20 protein-coding genes are annotated in these 17,619 nt (G+C 65.1%); 9 read left to right on the top strand and 11 right to left on the bottom strand.

From position 1 onward, the window contains the following. Both EJC47_RS17965 and EJC47_RS17960 read left to right on the top strand, forming a co-directional pair. The coding region (locus EJC47_RS17965; protein ID WP_126849167.1) for an SDR family oxidoreductase at positions 1-670 on the top strand (670 nt) is incomplete at its 5' end. Between the two features lie 17 nt (positions 671-687). Then, positions 688-1,464 (top strand): haloacid dehalogenase type II, encoded by a 777-nt coding sequence (locus EJC47_RS17960; protein WP_126849166.1) that lies wholly within the window; start codon positions 688-690, stop codon positions 1,462-1,464. Positions 1,465-1,749: 285 nt separating this feature from the next. Here EJC47_RS17960 and EJC47_RS17955 read toward each other — a convergent pair whose 3' ends face one another. From EJC47_RS17955 to EJC47_RS17910, 10 genes are all read right to left on the bottom strand, one after another. Next, positions 1,750-2,475 (bottom strand): cytochrome c biogenesis CcdA family protein, encoded by a 726-nt coding sequence (locus EJC47_RS17955; protein WP_126849165.1) that lies wholly within the window; start codon positions 2,473-2,475, stop codon positions 1,750-1,752. 3 nt (positions 2,476-2,478) lie between these two features. Beyond that, positions 2,479-2,877, bottom strand: a complete 399-nt coding sequence (locus tag EJC47_RS17950; protein WP_126849164.1) for a thioredoxin family protein — start codon at positions 2,875-2,877, stop codon at positions 2,479-2,481. Positions 2,878-2,953: 76 nt separating this feature from the next. Continuing rightward, positions 2,954-4,057: an ABC transporter permease gene (locus tag EJC47_RS17945; protein ID WP_260591654.1), complete on the bottom strand. Its 1,104-nt coding sequence runs from the start codon at positions 4,055-4,057 to the stop codon at positions 2,954-2,956. Continuing rightward, positions 4,054-4,788 carry an ABC transporter ATP-binding protein gene (locus EJC47_RS17940; RefSeq protein ID WP_126849163.1) on the bottom strand — a complete coding sequence of 245 codons (735 nt, stop codon included), beginning with the start codon at positions 4,786-4,788 and terminating at the stop codon, positions 4,054-4,056. The genes EJC47_RS17945 and EJC47_RS17940 overlap by 4 nt, the downstream gene beginning before the upstream one ends. Continuing rightward, a complete protein-coding gene (locus EJC47_RS17935) occupies positions 4,775-5,779 on the bottom strand; it encodes a 3-oxoacyl-ACP synthase III family protein (protein WP_260591653.1) in 1,005 nt (334 codons plus the stop codon). Before EJC47_RS17935 ends, EJC47_RS17940 begins: the two co-directional genes overlap by 14 nt. Positions 5,780-5,829: 50 nt before the next feature. After that, the gene (locus EJC47_RS17930) at positions 5,830-6,363 is read right to left on the bottom strand and encodes a 3-oxoacyl-ACP synthase (RefSeq protein ID WP_126849161.1); all 534 of its coding nucleotides are present in this window, start codon (positions 6,361-6,363) and stop codon (positions 5,830-5,832) included. A 334-nt stretch (positions 6,364-6,697) separates the two neighbouring features. After that, positions 6,698-7,255, bottom strand: coding sequence for a cytochrome P460 family protein (locus tag EJC47_RS17925; RefSeq protein WP_260591652.1), 558 nt, complete (start codon positions 7,253-7,255; stop codon positions 6,698-6,700). A gap of 56 nt (positions 7,256-7,311) precedes the next feature. Continuing rightward, positions 7,312-7,836: an NADPH-dependent FMN reductase gene (locus EJC47_RS17920; RefSeq protein ID WP_185867717.1), complete on the bottom strand. Its 525-nt coding sequence runs from the start codon at positions 7,834-7,836 to the stop codon at positions 7,312-7,314. Next, entirely contained in the window at positions 7,836-8,084 is a 249-nt protein-coding gene (locus EJC47_RS17915) for a DUF1348 family protein (RefSeq protein WP_126849160.1), read from the bottom strand. The genes EJC47_RS17920 and EJC47_RS17915 overlap by 1 nt, the downstream gene beginning before the upstream one ends. 91 nt (positions 8,085-8,175) lie before the next feature. Then, on the bottom strand, positions 8,176-8,721 hold the full coding sequence (locus EJC47_RS17910) for a carboxymuconolactone decarboxylase family protein (protein ID WP_126849159.1): 546 nt from the start codon (positions 8,719-8,721) through the stop codon (positions 8,176-8,178). 597 nt (positions 8,722-9,318) lie between these two features. Between EJC47_RS17910 and EJC47_RS17905 the strand changes: the two genes are divergently transcribed. From EJC47_RS17905 to EJC47_RS17890, 4 genes are read left to right on the top strand one after another with little or no spacing between them, the layout of a single operon-like run. Further along, positions 9,319-10,254: a metallophosphoesterase family protein gene (locus EJC47_RS17905; RefSeq protein ID WP_033963376.1), complete on the top strand. Its 936-nt coding sequence runs from the start codon at positions 9,319-9,321 to the stop codon at positions 10,252-10,254. Positions 10,255-10,271: 17 nt separating this feature from the next. Continuing rightward, complete coding sequence (locus tag EJC47_RS17900) at positions 10,272-10,616, top strand: cupredoxin domain-containing protein (protein ID WP_033963377.1); 345 nt, start codon at positions 10,272-10,274, stop codon at positions 10,614-10,616. 33 nt (positions 10,617-10,649) lie between these two features. Beyond that, a complete protein-coding gene (locus tag EJC47_RS17895; RefSeq protein ID WP_212742081.1) occupies positions 10,650-11,279 on the top strand; it encodes a sigma-70 family RNA polymerase sigma factor in 630 nt (209 codons plus the stop codon). Next, positions 11,276-12,046 (top strand): anti-sigma factor family protein, encoded by a 771-nt coding sequence (locus EJC47_RS17890; RefSeq protein ID WP_033963379.1) that lies wholly within the window; start codon positions 11,276-11,278, stop codon positions 12,044-12,046. Before EJC47_RS17895 ends, EJC47_RS17890 begins: the two co-directional genes overlap by 4 nt. A gap of 176 nt (positions 12,047-12,222) precedes the next feature. Here EJC47_RS17890 and EJC47_RS21585 read toward each other — a convergent pair whose 3' ends face one another. Beyond that, entirely contained in the window at positions 12,223-12,387 is a 165-nt protein-coding gene (locus EJC47_RS21585; protein ID WP_409574493.1) for a MerR family transcriptional regulator, read from the bottom strand. Positions 12,388-13,010: 623 nt separating this feature from the next. Here EJC47_RS21585 and EJC47_RS17875 point away from each other — a divergent pair. The 3 genes from EJC47_RS17875 to EJC47_RS17865 are packed head-to-tail and all read left to right on the top strand — an operon-like array spanning position 13,011 to position 17,606. Continuing rightward, the gene (locus EJC47_RS17875) at positions 13,011-15,404 is read left to right on the top strand and encodes a TonB-dependent receptor (RefSeq protein ID WP_260591651.1); all 2,394 of its coding nucleotides are present in this window, start codon (positions 13,011-13,013) and stop codon (positions 15,402-15,404) included. A 41-nt stretch (positions 15,405-15,445) separates the two neighbouring features. Continuing rightward, positions 15,446-16,543, top strand: a complete 1,098-nt coding sequence (locus EJC47_RS17870) for an esterase-like activity of phytase family protein (RefSeq protein ID WP_185867716.1) — start codon at positions 15,446-15,448, stop codon at positions 16,541-16,543. After that, positions 16,503-17,606: a LacI family DNA-binding transcriptional regulator gene (locus EJC47_RS17865; protein WP_126849157.1), complete on the top strand. Its 1,104-nt coding sequence runs from the start codon at positions 16,503-16,505 to the stop codon at positions 17,604-17,606. Before EJC47_RS17870 ends, EJC47_RS17865 begins: the two co-directional genes overlap by 41 nt. The last annotated feature ends 13 nt before the right edge of the window (positions 17,607-17,619 follow it).

Below are 17,619 nucleotides of genomic sequence, written 5' to 3'. Positions count from 1 at the left end.
GTTCAAACATGGGTCACTTCTCAGTGGAAATTACTGGCCTCCCCGGGTCACTTCTCAGCGGCAATCAACAGTGCAGGACCTGCGGGACCCGAATTCCGCCTCGAACGTGATCGCTGGCACACTCGCGCAATCGGCAACAATCGACGCGATCGTCAACATCGCCGGTGCCGTGCCGCAGGCCGAGTTGCTGGCGATGACCGACGCGCAGTGGGAGGAGGGGCTTGCGCTCAAATTCCATGGCGCGCGCCGTCTTGCCACCGCGGGCTGGCCGCATCTCGCGGCCTCGCGCGGTTCGCTGATCTTCATGTCGGGGGCCACCGCCGAGGCACCCAAAGCGCTGCTCGCCGGGGTCTCCGCGATCAATGCGGCGATCTCCGGCCTGGCCAAGGCCTTTGCCGACCGCGGCATCGCAGAGGATGTGCAGGTCAACACCATCCTGCCCGGAGCGGTCATGACCGGTCGGCGCCTGGCGATGATCGAGCATTTTGCCGCAAGCCGTAACCTAGCGTTCAAGGACGCGCTGCAGGTCTATGCCCGCGAAGCCAACATATCGCGGTTCGGCCAGCCCGAGGACATTGCCGCGCTCATCGCCTTTGCGCTGTCGCCCCCGGCCCGCTGGATGACCGGATCGAGCCTGCGGATGGACGGCGGCGAAACCAAATCCCTGTGACCAGCAGAAAGCCAATCATGCCCGACCGCCCGACGTCACCTTCGCTCTCGCGCCGCGACGCTATCGGCGCGCTGGCGTTAGGCGCGGCGATTCTGCCCTCCGCCGCGCGGGCCGCACCGACGACGTTCGTCGATGCGATCGCCTTCGATGGCTTCCCGATCTTCGACCCGCGCCCGGTGGGGGCGCTGGCGAAACGGCTGTTTCCCGATCGCGGCGAGGCGCTTGCACAGCAATGGAACGCCAAGCTGTTCGGTTATGCCTGGCTCTACACCTCCGCCGGGCAATATGCCGGGTTCGATGCGCTCGCGGATGCGTCCCTGCGCTATACTGCGGAGGCGCTGCACCTCACGCTCAGCGACCGTGATCGCAGCGCACTGGTCGCCGCTTATGCCGAGCTCGATCTCTGGCCGGATGTTCGTCCGGCGCTAATGAAGCTGCGCGCTGCCGGTGTTCGGCTCGCGTTTCTGTCGAACCTCAGCGAGGAGACGCTGCGCGCCAACATGGCGCGCGGTGGCATATCTGCGCTGTTCGAACAGGTGCTGAGCACCGATCGAGTCCGCCAGTTCAAGCCCGCCAGGGCGGCCTACGCCATGGCGCTTGACGCGTTCGGCCTGCCCAAGTCGCGGATCGGCTTTGCTGCCTTTGGCGGCTGGGATGCTGCCGGTGCCGCCTGGTTCGGCTATCGGACCGCCTGGGTCGACCGGCTCGGCGTCCCGCGCGAACCGATCGAGCCGGGCCCGGCGATCGTCGCGCCCGGGATGGAAGCGGTGCTGGCCCTTGCCGGTATTGCCTGACCACAATCGCGCGATCGAGCTGAAAGAGCTTGGCTGCGGGTTCCGATCCTGTTGGCTCATACCGGGCCGACCCGGCCAGCGTCGCGCCTTCGCGATCGCCGCGATAAGGCGTCGAAAGGGACGCGGCGAAGTCGTGATCGTAGCGGCCGACTGTCCAGATCTTGGGCGGGTGACGCCGCTCGATATGGCGCAGTCCCGCTTGCTGAAATGCGTTCTCGCCTTCGTGCCGCGATAGGTGATCGGCATGCTCCGAAGCGTTCGGAGGAGGGAGGTCTGGACCGGTGGCTAGACGGAGGTCGTCAGATCGGTCAGCCAATCCGGAGAGATGCTGACCACCAGCCCTTCGAACATCCGGTCGCCACCAGTCAAAATCAGCAGGCCGACCAGGACGAGCAGGCCGCCGAGCACGCGCTTGCCGCCTTGTCCGGTGCTCATCAACCGACCGCGCCAGCGCGACAGGAAACCGCGCGTGGCGGTCGCGATCAGCAACAGCATTGTCGCAATCCCGGACCCGAAGGCGGCCATTACCAGCGCGACCTCCGCCAGATTCTGGCCTTGCGCGGCGAGCACCGTCGCGGCCCCCAGGGTTGGCCCGACGCAGGGGCTCCACACCAGCCCGAGCAGGACGCCGATACCGGCCTGTCCAGCCAGCCCGAAGCGCTCCAGTTCCGACTGCCGACGCCCGGCCCAGCCCGCGAGCGGCGACGCGAAACGTGCGAGCAGGTCTTGTGCCTGCGGCACAAGCAGCAGGGCACCGACCAGGAGCAGGATGACGGCACCCACCCGGCGCACGATTTCGCCGTCGAACCCGGACGAAGCGCCAAGCACTGCGACCGCGAAGCCGACCAGCGTGAACGACGCGACCAGTCCCAGCGCGAGCGCGAACGGACCCCATTTATGGCGCTGGGCGGCGCTGCCGATGACGATCGGCACCAGCGGCAATACGCAGGGTGACAGGATGGTGAGTGCGCCCGCCGCAAAGGCGAGCAGGGGGCTGAGGCCATTTGCCATGGGTCAGCGACCGGTCGCGGCGAGGAGGTCGGCGATCTTCGCCTTGTCGGTCATGAAGGCTATACGGCCGGTCTCGCGGCGGCCATGGAATGCGATCAGCGTCGCCTGTTTGGTAACCCCGAAGCTGCGCCAGACCTCCTTCTGCGTATCATAGTTGATGCGGAAGACGATCAGTTTGGGATAGGCCTCGGGCGTTGCGAGGCGCTTGATCGTGCGCGCCTGCGATCCGCACACCGGGCACCACCAGGCATGGACGTCGAGCAGGATTGGGCGGCCCTGCGCCTGCGCCGCTTCAAAGGCCGCACGGTCGAAATCCGCGAACTCGGCGGCCTGGACCGGCATGGCAGCGAAGAGTGCAACGGGTGCGGCGAGGGCAATGGTGGCAGTGCGAAGGAACGACATAGTGAATCTCCCGGATCGACCCAGCAGGGTCTTCACCTCCCATTCGGTTTGACTGGCGGCCCGGTTACAGCGCAGGTCAGTCGAGCTGGCGTGCCTGCGCGAGCAGTGCGGTGACGGTCGCGGCGAGCAGGAACAGGATCATGGGCCCGCCCTGCGCCAGCACCTCGGCCGCTCCCGCTCCGCGCAGCAACGCCGCGCGCGCGGCGCAAATGAAATGGGTGAGCGGGAAGGCATTGCCGATCCAGCGTGCCCAGGGCGGCAAGGTCTCGAATGGATAGAGAAAGCCCGACAGGAGCATTGCGGGCAAATAGAAGGCGACGGCACCCTGTAATGCCGCGAGCTGGGTTCTCGCCCTGACCGAGATCGCATAGCCGAGCGCGACGTGCGCCGCTGCGAACAGCGGCAGCAACACGACCAGCGCCGCGACGCTGCCGCGCGTCGGCAGGTCGAACAACATGACACCCGCTGCCAGGACCAGCAGGCCCTGTACCGTGCCGATTGCTGCATAGGGCAGGAGCTTGCCGAGAAAGGTCTGGGCGGGGCCTATCGGCAGGCCGAGCAGCCCCTCCCAGCTGCCGGATTCGCGGTCGCGTGCGAGGCTCAGGCTGCCGAGCATGACCATCGCGATCATCACCGTCACGCCAATCAGCGCGGGCAGGAAGGTCCAGTCGGCGCGCCCGCCGGGGTTGTAGAGCCGCTCGACGGCGATACCGGGGCCGCTATCGGCGGCCTCGGCGCGCTCGGCCAGCCCGCGCCAATAGCCGCCCTCGATCCGCGCGACCGCAGCATTGGTCAGCGCGGCATTCGTTCCGTCGACGACAATGCGCAACGGCCGCTGGATCTGGGTGGGGTTGGCGAACGAGCGGAGCGCCGGCACTTCGATGCCGATCAGCGCGCGACCGGCGCGTACCGCCGCTTCGGCGGAGCCGGGACTGGACGACCCGGTGATGACGGTCAGCCCCGGCAGGCGGTGCAGCGCGCGGGCCGCGTCAGCGGCATTGGCGGGCGTTGGCGCGGCGACCGCGACGCTGATGCTCGTCGCGGTCGGGCGGATCGCATAGCCGAACAGCAGCACCTGCAGCGCCGGCACCAGGACCAGCAAGGTGAAGGTCGTACGCGAGCGCATCAGCCGCAACACCTCGACACGGGCGACCGCCGCGATCCGTCGCAGCGCGATCACTGATCGGCTCCCGGTGCGAGCGCGGCGACCGCTGCCTCAAGCGTTGTGGCTCCACTTTTTTCGATCAACTCCGACGGCGCGATCGGGCCCTCCACCTGGCCGTCCCGGTAGTGCAGGATCATGGGGCAGCGCTCGGCCTCGGCCAGGTCGTGCGTCGCGATGACGACGCCGTGGCCGCGCCCGGCCAGTTCGATCAGCCAGCGCCAGATATCGGTACGGGTGACGACATCGAGACCCGCAGTCGGCTCGTCGAGCAGCAACAGGGGGGGCGTGTGAAGCATCGTCGCGGCGAATTGCACGCGCCGGCCCCAGCCGCCGGAAAGGCGCTCGAACCGCGTTGCGAGGACAGGGGCGAGGCCCCAGCGCGCCGCCGCCGTTTCGACGTGCCCTTTCGCATCGAGCAGCCCATGGACATCGGCCCGAAACCGCAGGTTCTCGGCGACGGACAGCTCGGGGTAGAGCGAAAGCCGTTGCGGCATATAGCCGATCCGCGCGCGGCGCGCGGTGCCAGGGTGCCGGATGTCGTCGCCGACGATGGTGCCGCTGCCAAGGTCCGGCCGGAGCAGTCCGGCGAACATCCGCAGCGTCGTCGTCTTGCCGCCGCCATTGGCACCGACCAGACCGACGATCGCGCCCGGCATCAGGCGCAGCGTCACATCGCGCACCACCGTGCGTGACCCGTAGCTTTTTGCGAGGCCGGCGACGTGGATCAGCGGTTCAGCCATGCTCATAGACAAAGCCGCCATGCATATATTTGGTCGCCTCGGCCCCAAGGATCAGCGCGCGCGTGCCGCTGGCAGGGCGAGCCTCGCGAAGCTCGGCGAGCGCAAGCCAGATCGCCGCCGAACCGGTATTGCCCAGCCGGTCGGCGTTCACGAAGAAGCGCTCGACGGGCAGTCCGAAATGCGTGGCGCTGTGTGCGCCAATCCGGCCGCTCACCTGATGTGGAATGATCGTGTCGACGGCGTCGAGCGCGACGCCGTGCGCGGCCGCAGCGTCCCGGCCAGCATCGAACAGCAGCGCGCCCGACGAAAGGATCGCGGCGAAATCATGATCGAACTCGCGGCCGCCCGCGCTGCGCATCTGCAGGCCCGGCGCACGGCCGAGCCCAAGCGCGCCGAACCATGCGGCCGCGACGCTGTCGCCGGTGCTCGTCGCCGGCCCAAGGATGATCGCGCCGGCACCGTCGCCCATCTGCACCATGTTGACCAATTGCCCCGAATCTTTCGCGACCCGGCCGGGGTCGAAGAACAGCGAGCCGGTCTCCGATCCGACGATCGCCACCGGCCGGGCCTCTGGTGCCGCCAGCAGACCGAATGCGATCATCAGGGCGTTGGCAAAGCCCGTACAGGCCTGGCGCAATTCGAGATGCGGACCGCGATAGTTCAGCCGATCCGCGACAAAGGCGATGTTGCCCGGCAGCGGCTGGACGGGGGTCGCGGTATGACCGATCAGATACCCGATATCATCGATCGCTAGGTTTGCCTCCGACAGCGCCCGGGCGATCGCAGCAGCCGCGAGGTCGGGATTGGCCTGGCCGGGGCGGGCGGCCTCGGTCGCGGCAGTGAAATCGCGGCAGACATGACGAGTGTTGATGCCCATGCGCCGCGCTACCGCCAGCGCCTCGCGGCGGCGCGGAAGGTCAAACCGCGCTGCGATCCGGCCGAGCAGCTGATCGGTCGATACCGCCGGGTCGGGCAAGGCATGGCCTGTGCCAAGCACCGCGACTCTTCCGCGCGACAGCCAAGTTCGATCCTGGGGTGTCGGCGCAGTCATGCCACGAGCAGCCCATCCGGCAGCCGTCTGATGTCGCGGTCGAGCGACACGGGATCGACTTGCATATCCGCAAAGGCGTCGCGGGCGAGCAGCAGGATATCGGCCAGCCCGTCGCGCGCCGCCGCGGCGGCGTTTCGTAGCGCCCGAGCCGATCCCGTTTCGAGCGCGAGCCTGCGCGCCACGCGCACATGGCGCGCTTCGTCGCGGTGGATGCGCCGCAGGACCGAAGCGACCTGGGGGTCGGCAGCGATCGGCCCGCCGGTTCGCAGCAGTCGGCCGAACATCGTACAGACGGCGGCGTCGAGCGCCGCGATCCGGGCGAGATGTAGTGGGGTGCCGCCGCGGACCAGTCCGATATGAAATCGACGAGCGGCTTCGATCTGGAACGCATCCTGCCTTGCCTCGGGCAGGCCGCGCTCCAGGTGTCGGATAAGCATGTCATGCAGCCGTTCCTCCTCGGCGATGGCACGGAGCGCGGGCGCGGCGCGATCATCCCCGGCGTGGCATGTGGCAAGGCCGTCAAAGGCCATACCGGCCGCTTCTTCGCCGCATCCAAGGAGCGGAAGCAGTGCCGCGAGGGCTGTGGCCGAGCGGGCGTCGAGCGCGACCCGCAGAGATGGAGAAGCGGGTTGCTCGAGACGACGCGCGACGTTGAAGCAGCGCGGCCGGCTTGCGCCGCCACTCCCCGGAGTATCGTTCACATTGCGGTCCTTCGCCCGACCTACCTTGGGTCTCGCCGTCTAGTTCGTCCGTTGCGGCTGATCGGTTACAGGAACCGAAAAGGGCCGCGTCACGGTAGCTCGGCGGTCCGTCCGGGGGGATCGGGCTTGGCGCGGCGTCAGGGACCGTCAGACTGGCGGAGGGCTATTTGCTGGCATCGAACGTGCCTGCTTTTACCGCGATCGGTTTGGCCGTCGGGTAGAATTGGACGAAGGTCGTCTCAACCGCCGCGTGCTGCTGGTGACAGGTGTAGCAGCTCGCCCAGGTGGGGAGCACTTTCGCCGGCTTGTCGCCCTCCGCTTCGAAGAACCCCCAGCCGCTCGGAAAGCGCTTCGCGTCGCGGATGTGAAATTCAAGATACGCGCGCTGTTCGGTCTGGAACTGCCCCGTGCGGTTGATCGAGCCTTTGGTCGCGCCACGGCGGCCTTCCTTCACGAAGATGGTGCCCTGCGGCCAGCGTCCGGTCGCCTTGAACACACGCCAGGAGGCCGGATCGACAAAGACATTGTCGAACGTATCGTGCCCGGCGATCGGCTCGTCGCCATAGTTCATGTTCAACCCCGATGTCAGGAAGATCCAGTCGCGATAGTCGGCCGGGACCACAAGCTCGCCAGCACCGTTATAGCGGGGCACGTCGCTTGCGTTCGCGGCACCAATGAGCAGCAGTGGTGTCAGCAGCTTGAGTGCGCGTATCATGGTCATGGTCCTGTTCTATCGTTGGCTGGAGCGGTTGGCGGGATTCCTGTTCGGTTGCGTTGTCATGGAGAGTTCGTCCGACGTGTGGCCGCGATGAGCGCCGCCAAGGCATCTGTCAGCATTTCCTTGATGGTCGGGCGGCATGGCGCTGCGTTCGGCAGCGGGATCGTGACCGACGCCTTCTCGACGACCTGCGCCGACATGGTCGACAGGATTTCGCGCAGTGCGGCATCGGCATGGTGCGCGCGCGGTGCGGCGTTCAACACCGCGACTGGCATAGCCGCGAAAGCCTCGCACGAGACCAGCCAGTCGAGCGCATTTTTCATGACGCCGCTGACCCCATGGGCATATTCGGGGCTGGCGATGATCAGCGCATCGGCTGCCGCGACCCGGCCCCGGAACGCCGTGACTGCCTGTGGTGGGGCCGACTCCAGATCGGGATTGAACAGCGGCAGTGTTTCCAGCGACACGATTTCGACGGCGACGCCGACGGGCGCGCGTGCCGCGATCTCTCGGAGGAGCGCTGCGTTGACCGACTGCCTGCGAAGGCTGCCCGACAAGGCGACAATGCGTATTGGGCGGACCATCAGCCCGCGCCGACCAGGCGGGGATGTCCCTCCGGCCGTGGGGGTGGGGCGATCCACAGGAAGCGGCGGTCGCTCGCTGCGATCGGCATGTCGTTCACAGATGTCTCGCGGCGGCGCATCAGGCCATCATATTTGCCGGTGAAGGTCCAGCGGTTCGTGACCAGGCGATATTCCGTCGCGCGAACCTTGAGCAGAGCGGGCTCTCGGGTGAAGGGTGGCAGCGGCGCGCGGGGAAGTTCGACGGTCATAGAGAATCTCCACGGGCAGCGGGCGCGTCGCGCAGCACCGGATGCCGTCGGCGGGCAGGGGCGTTGGGGAAGCCCGCCGACGGCAAGGGGATCAGGCGGCTTGCGCGGCGAGGACGACGGGGAAGTCGATGTCGGTCTCAGCCACGTTGTTGATATAGTTGGTCAGCACATTGAGCGCGACCGACGCGACGATCTCGATCACTTGCGCTTCACTAAAGCCGACAAGGCGGACAGCAGCGATGTCGGCTTCGCTGACCTTGCCGCGCGCGGCGAGGACCTGACGGGCGAACACGATCGCGGCATCGGCCTTCGCGTCACCCGAATGGCCGGCGCGGTTGAGCGCGATCTCGGCTTCGTCGATCTTGGCGAGGTTCAGCCCGAGATAGGTGTGCGCCGACAGGCAATAGTCGCAACCATTGGCCTGGGCGACGGCGATGGCGATCCGTTCGCGCGTCTTGGCATCAAGCGTGCGGCCCAGTGCGGCGTTGAGACCAAGATAGCCTTCGAGTGTGGCGGGGCTGGTGGCGACGAGGCGGAACAGGTTGGGGACGACGCCGAGTTGCCTCTCGACGGCGTCGAGCAGCGGTTGCGCTGCGGCGGGGGCATCTTCACGGGCGGGGATGGCGAGGCGGGACATCGAAACTTCTCCGGGCTGGCGGCTGGATGCCGCTTGCCCATTGAAGATGTCATTCCTGAGTGATTGTGATAATCTGTTCATTATACAATTCACTCATGCGGATATCGGGATAATCGCGGGGCGGCTGGAAGAGCTGCGCACCTTCGTCGCGGTCGCCGACTGGCGAGCTTCGCCAAGGCTGCGCACCACATACGGTATCGCCGACTGCGGCGAGCCGGGCGGTGGCGGGTCACCTTTCACCTTCGGGCGGCGGCACATCCTGCCGTTGGTGAACCGCCCGTCATCCCGACGTGCGCGTTTCGCTGACGCTGATCGACCGGGTTCGGCTGCGAACTTCCGGCGCTCCTGCAACGGGACAAGGGCCTGACGCACCTCTTTCGCGAGGTGCATGAGCAGGCGGCCTGGCTGCCGCTGGGGCGGATCACGCTTCATGGGCTCGCTGCGATCTTTCACCATGTGGTCGCGACGATGTGCTGCAGTCGATGCTGCCCTGGAAGCAGGCGTCGTGGGCAGAATCGCACTTTTTGGTCGATTTCAGGGAATAAACGAAGGCGATCTCCCGTCTTGCTCTCCGACCCCCCAATTGGAGTGCTGCACATGGACCTCTTCGACACGCCGGCCGATCGCCGTGATGCCCTCAGGTGCATGGCATGGGCAGGGACCGGCGCGCTCTGGGCGATGTCCGGCGGTGTCGCCTCGAGCACGATGCTCGTCGGCAAGGGGACGCGCGCCGACGTTGTTCCGAGCTTCACCTTCCTGCAGCTTAGCGACAGCCATGTCGGGTTCGCCAAGCCCGCCAATCCCGATGCGCGCGCGACCTACCGCGAGGCCGTCTCCAAGGTGATCGCGATGCCGGAAAAGCCCGACTTCATCATCCATACCGGTGACATCACCCAATTGTCGCGCGACCAGGAGTTCGACGATGCCGACCAGATCCTGAAGGAAGCCGGCATCCAGACCTTTCATGTGCCTGGCGAGCACGACATGCTCGACGAAGGCAATGGCAAGGCGTTCCTCGCCCGCTATGGTAAGGGTAGCAAAGGGGCGGGCTGGTTCAGCTTCGACCATAAGGGTGTCCATTTTGTCGGGCTGGTCAATGTTGCCGACCTGAAGCCGGGCGGGGCAGGGCGGCTCGGTGCCGAGCAGATTGCGTGGCTGGCCAAAGACCTGGCCGGTCATGCGTCCTCGACCCCAATCGTGATCTTCGCGCATATTCCGCTATGGATGCTCTATGCCGAATGGGGCTGGGGCACCGATGACGCCGCCCAGGCGCTGACCCATTTGCGCCGCTTCGGCTCGGTCACGATCCTCAACGGCCATATCCACCAGATCGCCCAGAAGGTGGAAGGCACGATGATCTTCCATACCGCGCGCTCGACTGCCTTTCCGCAACCGATGCCGGCGACTGCGCCATCGCCCGGCCCGCAAGTCGTGCCGGCGGGGCAGCTGCGCGGTCTGCTCGGCATTACCGAGGCGACGTTCAAGCGCGGCGAGCATCCGATCGCGCTCGTCGACACTACGCTTTCTGCCTGATCCCGGAGATTATCCTTATGGTCCGTTATTCTATCGTCCTGCTTGCCGCGCTCGCCGGTGCCGTCGCCACGCCTGTTGCCAGCCGCCCCGTGGCGGCCCAGGCAGCCGCAGCCGCGCCGATGGTTCATATCTCGAACTTCACCTTCGGGCCCCAGGTGCTGAAGGTGAAGGTCGGTCAGACCGTCACCTGGGTGAATGACGACGACATCCCGCACACCGTCGTGTCGGGCACGAACCTGTTCAAGTCCAAGGTCCTCGACACGGGTGACAGGTTCAGCTTCACCTTCACCAGGGCGGGTGCCTATGGCTATTTCTGCTCGCTCCATCCGCATATGACGGGCAAGGTTCTTGTCTCGGCTTGAGGGAGGCGCGCGGATGCGCGGTGGCGTGGCGTGATGGGCGGGCGCGGCAGCATTTTTCGGCCCCGGCTCGTCCCAGGCGGACGGGCGCGGGCGGAGGGTGCCGCCGCGCCCGAAGATGCCCGGCGTTTTCGCGAGGTCATGCTGCCGCATCTCGATGCGGCCTATAGCCTCGCGCGCTACCTTGCCGCCGACGCGACGGCGGCCGAGGACATCGTCCAGGAAGCCTTTCTCAACGCTTTTCGGGCGTTCGGAACCTATCAGGGCGGATCGGCCAAGGCATGGCTGTTCGCGATCGTCCGCAATTGCTGGCGCGACCGGGCGAGCGCCGAACTCGGCCGCAGCCGGGTGCTGGTGGACCATGCCGGCTTGACCGAGGGCCAAGCGGCGGCACTCGACAATTATCCCGATGACGGGGAATCGCCTGAAGCTGCTGTGCTCCGTCAGGAGGAGGTCGAGAATGTCCGTACCGTTATCGCCGCCATCCCGGAGCCGTTCCGGGAGGCGCTCGTGCTGCGTGAAATGGAGCAGATGTCGTACCGGGAGATTGCCACAGTGACCGAGGTTCCGATCGGGACCGTAATGTCCCGCCTGGCGCGGGCGCGCGACATGCTGGCGACGTTGCTGCTGCCCCAGCCGGACGCGCAGCGGGAGGAACGCGCATGACCGGGTGCGAGGATCGGCTGCTCCAGCTTCACGCGCTGCTCGACGGTGAACTGGATGCGGTGAACAGCGTCGCGATCGAGGCGCATTTGAAGAGTTGCGTCGGCTGTGCCGAGGCCTTCGCCCGACTGGAAGCGGTGCACGCCCAAATCAGCGACCCCGCATTGCAGCTCCAGGCCCCCGCGTCGCTGCGCGCGCGGATCGAGGCCGACATCGCCGCCGAGCGTCCCGGGCGTGTGCTGGGTAGCATGCCGCGCCGCAGCCGCTCAGCCGGTCCGTGGCTGGCCGGCGGTGCATTCAGCGCGATGGCGGCAAGCCTGGCACTGTTGGTCGCGGTGCCGCAGCTTACGACGGGAACGATCCAGGACCAGCTGGTCGCGAGTCATGTGCGCTCCTTGCTGGCGAACCACCTGACCGATGTCGCGACCTCGAACCGTCATGTCGTGAAACCCTGGTTCAACGGGCGGATCGATTTCGCACCGCCGGTGCCCGAACTGGCAGCGCAGGGCTTCCCGCTGGTCGGCGGGCGACTGGACTATCTCGATGGCCGGGTCGTCCCGGCGATCGTCTATCGTCGGCGGTTGCACACCATCAATCTGTTCGTGATTCCCGCAGGCACCTTCTCGTCGCCGGTCGGGATTGCGACGCGGCGCGAGGGCTATAGTCTGGTGCGCTGGACGAGCGGCGGACTCGAATTCTGGGCGGTGTCGGACATCGATCCGGGCGACCTCGAACTGTTCCACCACGCCTTTGCGCGTGCGGCATCATGATCGGAGGTCCGGTGCCAGTTGGCGGTCAGTATCGTGACGTCGCGTGCAGGGCGGTGCTGCTCGCGAATGACCGGAAATGCCCCAAAGGTCCACCGTGAACCGCGATGGCGTTCGTCCAAAGCTCGTGCTGCGCGGAATTAGACCTATCTGTAAGCGCATCGCGGGAGCTGAACCGATTACGTATACTTTTCGATAAGTGCGGTGATGCGCTGCTTGCGGCGCACTACCTCGTCGAGGGTAAAGCCAAGATCCTGCGCCTGGTGTATGAAGGTGAGTGTTTCCAGGATGTCTGAGCTGTAGTTCCGGTAGCCATTTTCGCCTCTTACCGCGAGGGGGATCAGCCCGCGCCGCCGGAGAGAGATTCCTCGCGACTGCTGGTCATTTCATGAGCGTCGCCCAGATGGCACAGATCTTGAGGGACCACCTTGGCCACGCGGCCCACGCCGTATCGACACGCCAATTGCCCAATTGGCTATTGAGAGCGGTCGCCCTCTTCGATCCCGAAGTGAGGAGCTTGTTGCCCGAGCTTGGAAAAAGAAAAGATGCGACCGCTGCTAAGGCACAGCACCTGCTCGGTTGGAACCCTCGCCCCCCTGAAGAGGCGATCATCGCGACTGCTACCAGTCTGGCGGAACTCAACTTGCTTAAATCCCGCTAGGTCAGTTCTTCAAGCGGAGTCCCGCGGGGCGACTTCCTATGGTTTGGTGTCGAATTTTCCCCGCAGCCTAATCGGTCAGACCAGCCGTATCGCGCACCGGCAGCGCGGCAGCGCATCACCTCGATCGCATCAACCTCAGTGAAATCATCCCAGCGTCGAGACCAAAATCCTCCGGTCTCTGAACCCTGAAACTGTCCCATGAGACCTAACGTCGAACAAAAGATGCGCAAAAAGTGAAACGTTTCATAAAGGCGTCATACTGCGATGCGACAGCGCGGTACCGAATCGGAAAAAAGGGGGACAAACATGGCTTTCAAGAAAATATCCGGAGCCGTAGGGGCCCGGGTGGCCAGCGGCGCGCTCGTTGCCATCCTGTGCGCGCAAGAGGCGCATGCGCAGCGCACGGAGCCCCCGGGCACCACACCAGCCGAGGTCGCCGCAGCAGATGGGAGCGACATCGTCGTGACCGGGCAAAAGCTCGGCGCGGGCAAGGCGCGCGCGACGTTTGAGCTGGACCGTACCGACATCGCCGACCGTCCGTTGGGCGCGGACATCACCCAAAGCCTGGCCAAAGTGCCGGGCGTCAAGGTTTCGACCGGCGACGCCCGAGGCGGCTCGTTCTCGTTCGAACTGTTCTTGCGCGGTCTTAACAAGGAACAGATCGGCCTGACGCTGGACGGTATTCCGACTGGCGATGCGCGGTTCAACGGCGGGTCGCCGCCGCAACGCTTCATCGATTCGACCAACATCGGCAGCATCGTCGTGTCGCAGAGCGCGGGGGACATCGGCGCGCCATCACGCTTCGCGCTCGGCGGTTTCATCGATTTTCGTACCGAGGAGCCGACCCGTGACTTCGGCGTGACGGCGGAAGGGGGCGTCGGCAGTTTCGACTATAATCGCGCCTCGCTGCGGATCGACACCGGCACTCTTCCAGGCGGTGTCGCCATGTATGGCAGCTTCTCGCACCAGCGGAATGCTGTGTGGGCGGGGCCGAATGCGCGACATTCCAATCGCGACCATGGCGAGTTCAAAGCGGTCAAGACGTTCGACAACGGTTCGTTCCTGAAGGCTCGGGTGTCATATAACAGCCAGTTCGACAACGACTTCAACATCGTGACGCTGGCGCAGTTCAACGCGAATCCGAAGAGCGATTTCCTCAACGATACGCTGACCGGCATTCCCAATCAGGATTTGAACTATGGCGGCACCTTCGGCGGGGCGCGCCGCGATTTCCTCGCCTATCTCAACGGCAAGTTCGTCCTTGCCGAACACGTGACCCTTGCCATCAACCCCTATTACCAGACGCTCGACGGCTATTCGCTAAGCTATCAGAACCGTCATCGTCAGCTTGCCGGCGCGGACCCGTATGCGGTGCTGGGGTATACCGCGAGCGGCGGCGCTGTGCGCCCGGCGCTGGCAACGACGTCCAATCCGAACGTGGCCGGTGGCCCGGCCGACATGCGCGTCACGCCGCGCAAGCGCGAACGCTACGGCAGCACGGCGGAGCTCACGATCGCTGACCTGGTGCCGCGCAATAGCGTCCGCATTGGCGGCTGGTTCGATGGCGGCACGTCGTCGGAGGAACGCGACTTCTATCCGATCATCCCCTCCACCACGCAGCTCGCGTGGAAGGGCGGTTTGCCATCCTATGTGCTCTACAATCGGTCGACGTCGATCACGACGCTCGAATTTTACGGTCAGGATTCCTTCCAGCTTGTACCGGGCGTGCTTCGCCTCGATGCCGGCGTAACGTGGTACCATGTCCGATATAAAGCGCAGTCGCCGCTGGAATATTCGGCGAAGCTCGATTTTTCGCAGAATTCGCCAGTTCAGCCAAAGGTCGCGTTCAGCCTCACACCGCTTGCCCACCTCGAAATCTTCGGCGGTTTCGCCCGCAATTTCTCGGGCATCCCGGAGGATGCTTTCCTCGGCTCGACCGCCATCATCCAGCCCGGCGACCTCAAGCCCTTGCAGTCGAGCAACATCGACGGCGGCGTGCGCTATACCGCCAAGCACCTGGCGCTGTCCGTACAGGCGTTTCATGTCCACCTGAAAAACGGCGTGGGAATCGTGCCCAACGATCCGACCGTCACCGATCCGATCGACATTCAGCGCGGAAACCTGGCCACGCGCGCCGCGAGCATTCTGGGGCAGACCAGCAACGGCGTCGAGGTCGCGGCGCTGGCGACTTTCCCCTGGATCGACGCCTATGCGACCTATTCCTATCAGCAGGCCAAATACGATGACGCCGCCATCGGCTCGCGCGATCGGCTCAATCTTGCCTCGGTCGGGATCATCGCGGGGAGCGATGTCCGGGATATCCCGCGCAACAGCGCCTATGGCGAACTGACGCTGAAGCCCGTTGCGGGGCTGCGGCTGCAGGGTAATGTCAAATATATCAGCAGCCGGGTGGGGGGCGACATCATCGCGCCGACCACCTTTCAGGAAGTCGCGATCGACCGCATCCCGGGTTACACGCTGGTCGGCGCAATGGCCCGCTATGACCTGCCGCAAATCGGCGCGCTGAAGAATGCCTCGATCCAACTTAACGTCGATAACGTGTTCGACGTCGGCTATATCGCCTCGGTCACCAGCGCGACCGCGACGGCGACCGAAACCGGTTTGCCCGGACGGTCGCTTGGCCGCTACTTCATCGGTGCGCCGCGCACTGTGACGGCCTCCTTCAGAGTGAGGTTCTAAGGGTGCCGAGCGGGCGCTCAGCAGCGATGGCGCTTTTCGCGATGAATCTCATGTCGACCGGGGCTGACATGTGTCACGCTCGGTCGGCAGCGGCCGCGCGGATTGTTGCGACCGCCGATGTACCGTCAGGTGCGGGCGACGGGCATGTCGGGGGCATTTCGGGTCTGGACTATGACCAGAGGCAGCGCGCGTGGCTGATGATCAGCGATGACAAGTCAGAACATGCGCCGGCGCGTGCTTACCGCCTGCGTCTGCGGCTCGCAGGGGATCGGCAACTGGCAGTCGACCATATTACGCCGGTGACCCTTCGGAGTGAAGCTGCGCGCGCTTACCCTCAGCCGGGCCATGGGAGCGAAGCGGTCGACCCGGAGGCCATCCGATTCACGCCGGATGGCAAAGACTTCCTTTGGTCAAGCGAGGGCGACGCCGCCGATGGCTTCGGTGCCAGCGTTAAGACAAGCGGACGCGATGGCCGCGTCCGCGCTCTTGTCACCTTGCCTGGCAATCTGCAAAACCGAGGGCGTCCCAACCGAACCGTCGAAGGTTTGAGCTTTGCTCCTGACGGCGCGCTTTGGGTGGCGATGGAGGCCCCATTGCGCGGAGACGGGCCGGTAGCCGATGCTGATCATGCGGCGGTCGTCAGGTTCACGCGGCTTCGCGCGGGGCGACCGCCTCAGCAATTCGCGTATCGGGTCGACCCGGTCGTTCGCGCGGTCGCGCATCGGCTGTCCGACAATGGCGTGAGCGAAATTCTCGCCTTGGATGCTGAGCGCCTGCTCATTCTGGAGCGATCCGGCGAGCAGCAGGATGATGGAACGTTTCGTTTTCATTGCCGCCTCTATCTCGCGGATTTCGGTGGCGCGCCCGACGTTGCTGACGTGGCATTTCTCGATACGGCACAGCCGACCTCGCCAAAACGGCTGCTCGTGGACTTTGACGCGCTTTCGCCGGAGGCGTCGGGCAATCTCGAGGGGATGGCATGGTGGCCAGGTACCACTTCGTCCAGGCACAACCGCAAGCTCGTCCTGGTCACCGATAACAATTTCGACGATCGCGTCGTGACCCGCTTCGTCCTCATCGATCTGCCCGCTCACCTGCTTGCGCGCGATCCTCGGCGACTTGTGGATCGATTTCGATAAACGTACCCAAGGCTGTGCCAGGTTGGAGGGAATAATAACCGCAATGGGGGACGCGAAGCGGGTAAGACCACCGACGCTGAAGGATCTCGCGCGCGAAGCCGGTGTCTCGCTCACCAGCGCGTCTTATGCCATTAATGGAACCGGCTCCGTAGGTCCGAAGACCCGCGCGCATATCCTCGATGTCGCAAAACGCATCGGCTTTCGCCTCAACCTGAGCGCGAAATCGATGAAGTCGGGCCGCTCCGGCATGTTGGCGCTGGTCATTCCGGATCTTGGCAATCCGTTCTTCGCGGCGCTGGTCCAGGCGGTTTTTCGCGAGGCCCGCGCGGCGGGGTATCAAATCTATATGACCAACACCGAAGGATCTGAAGAGATCGAGGCGGAAGCGCTGGCGATGGCGGTCGGGTTGCGCGTCGACGGCCTCATATGGTTTTCGATACGAGACAAGGACACGTCGGACGGCATCCTGTCCAATACGCCGACGGTCGTGCTCGATCGCTCGGTCCCTGGATATGACACCGTGAGTGTGGACTATCTGGAGGCGGGGCGTCTTGCCGGGCAGTATCTTCTGGAACGCGGCCATCGCCGGATCGGGATTGTGTCCGGCCCCCTCGATATCGCCAGCATGCGGGACCGCTGCGCGGGTGTGGTCGAGGCCTTTCAAAAGGGCGGGGAGATCGTCTTCAACTTGGAAAACAGCTTTTCGCTCGACCTCGAACCGATGGTCAAATCGCGACTGATCGAGGACCGCCCGACGGCTATCTTCGCGGGGGCGGACATTATCGCGATCGGCGTCATTCGGTTCGCACAGACCCTGGGTCTGTCGGTGCCTGCCGATCTGTCTGTGCTGGGGTTCGATGATATCGATCTCGCCAGCCTGACACAGCCCCAGCTATCAACCTGCGAAATCCCGATCGAACACCTCGCCGGACGCGCCTTGCAAACGCTCGTTGCTCGAATCAAGGGTCGGGACGATGCCATCCAGTCGTTGCTGTTGGAATCCCGCGTAATCGAGCGAGAGTCCGTTGCTCGCCTGCTGCCGTTGCTTTCCGTCGAAGCTTAACAACAACATTATG

This window comes from Sphingomonas sp. TF3, assembly GCF_003985085.1.
Taxonomy (GTDB): Bacteria; Pseudomonadota; Alphaproteobacteria; order Sphingomonadales; family Sphingomonadaceae; genus Sphingomonas.
This window is presented reverse-complemented; position numbering and strand designations above follow the sequence as displayed.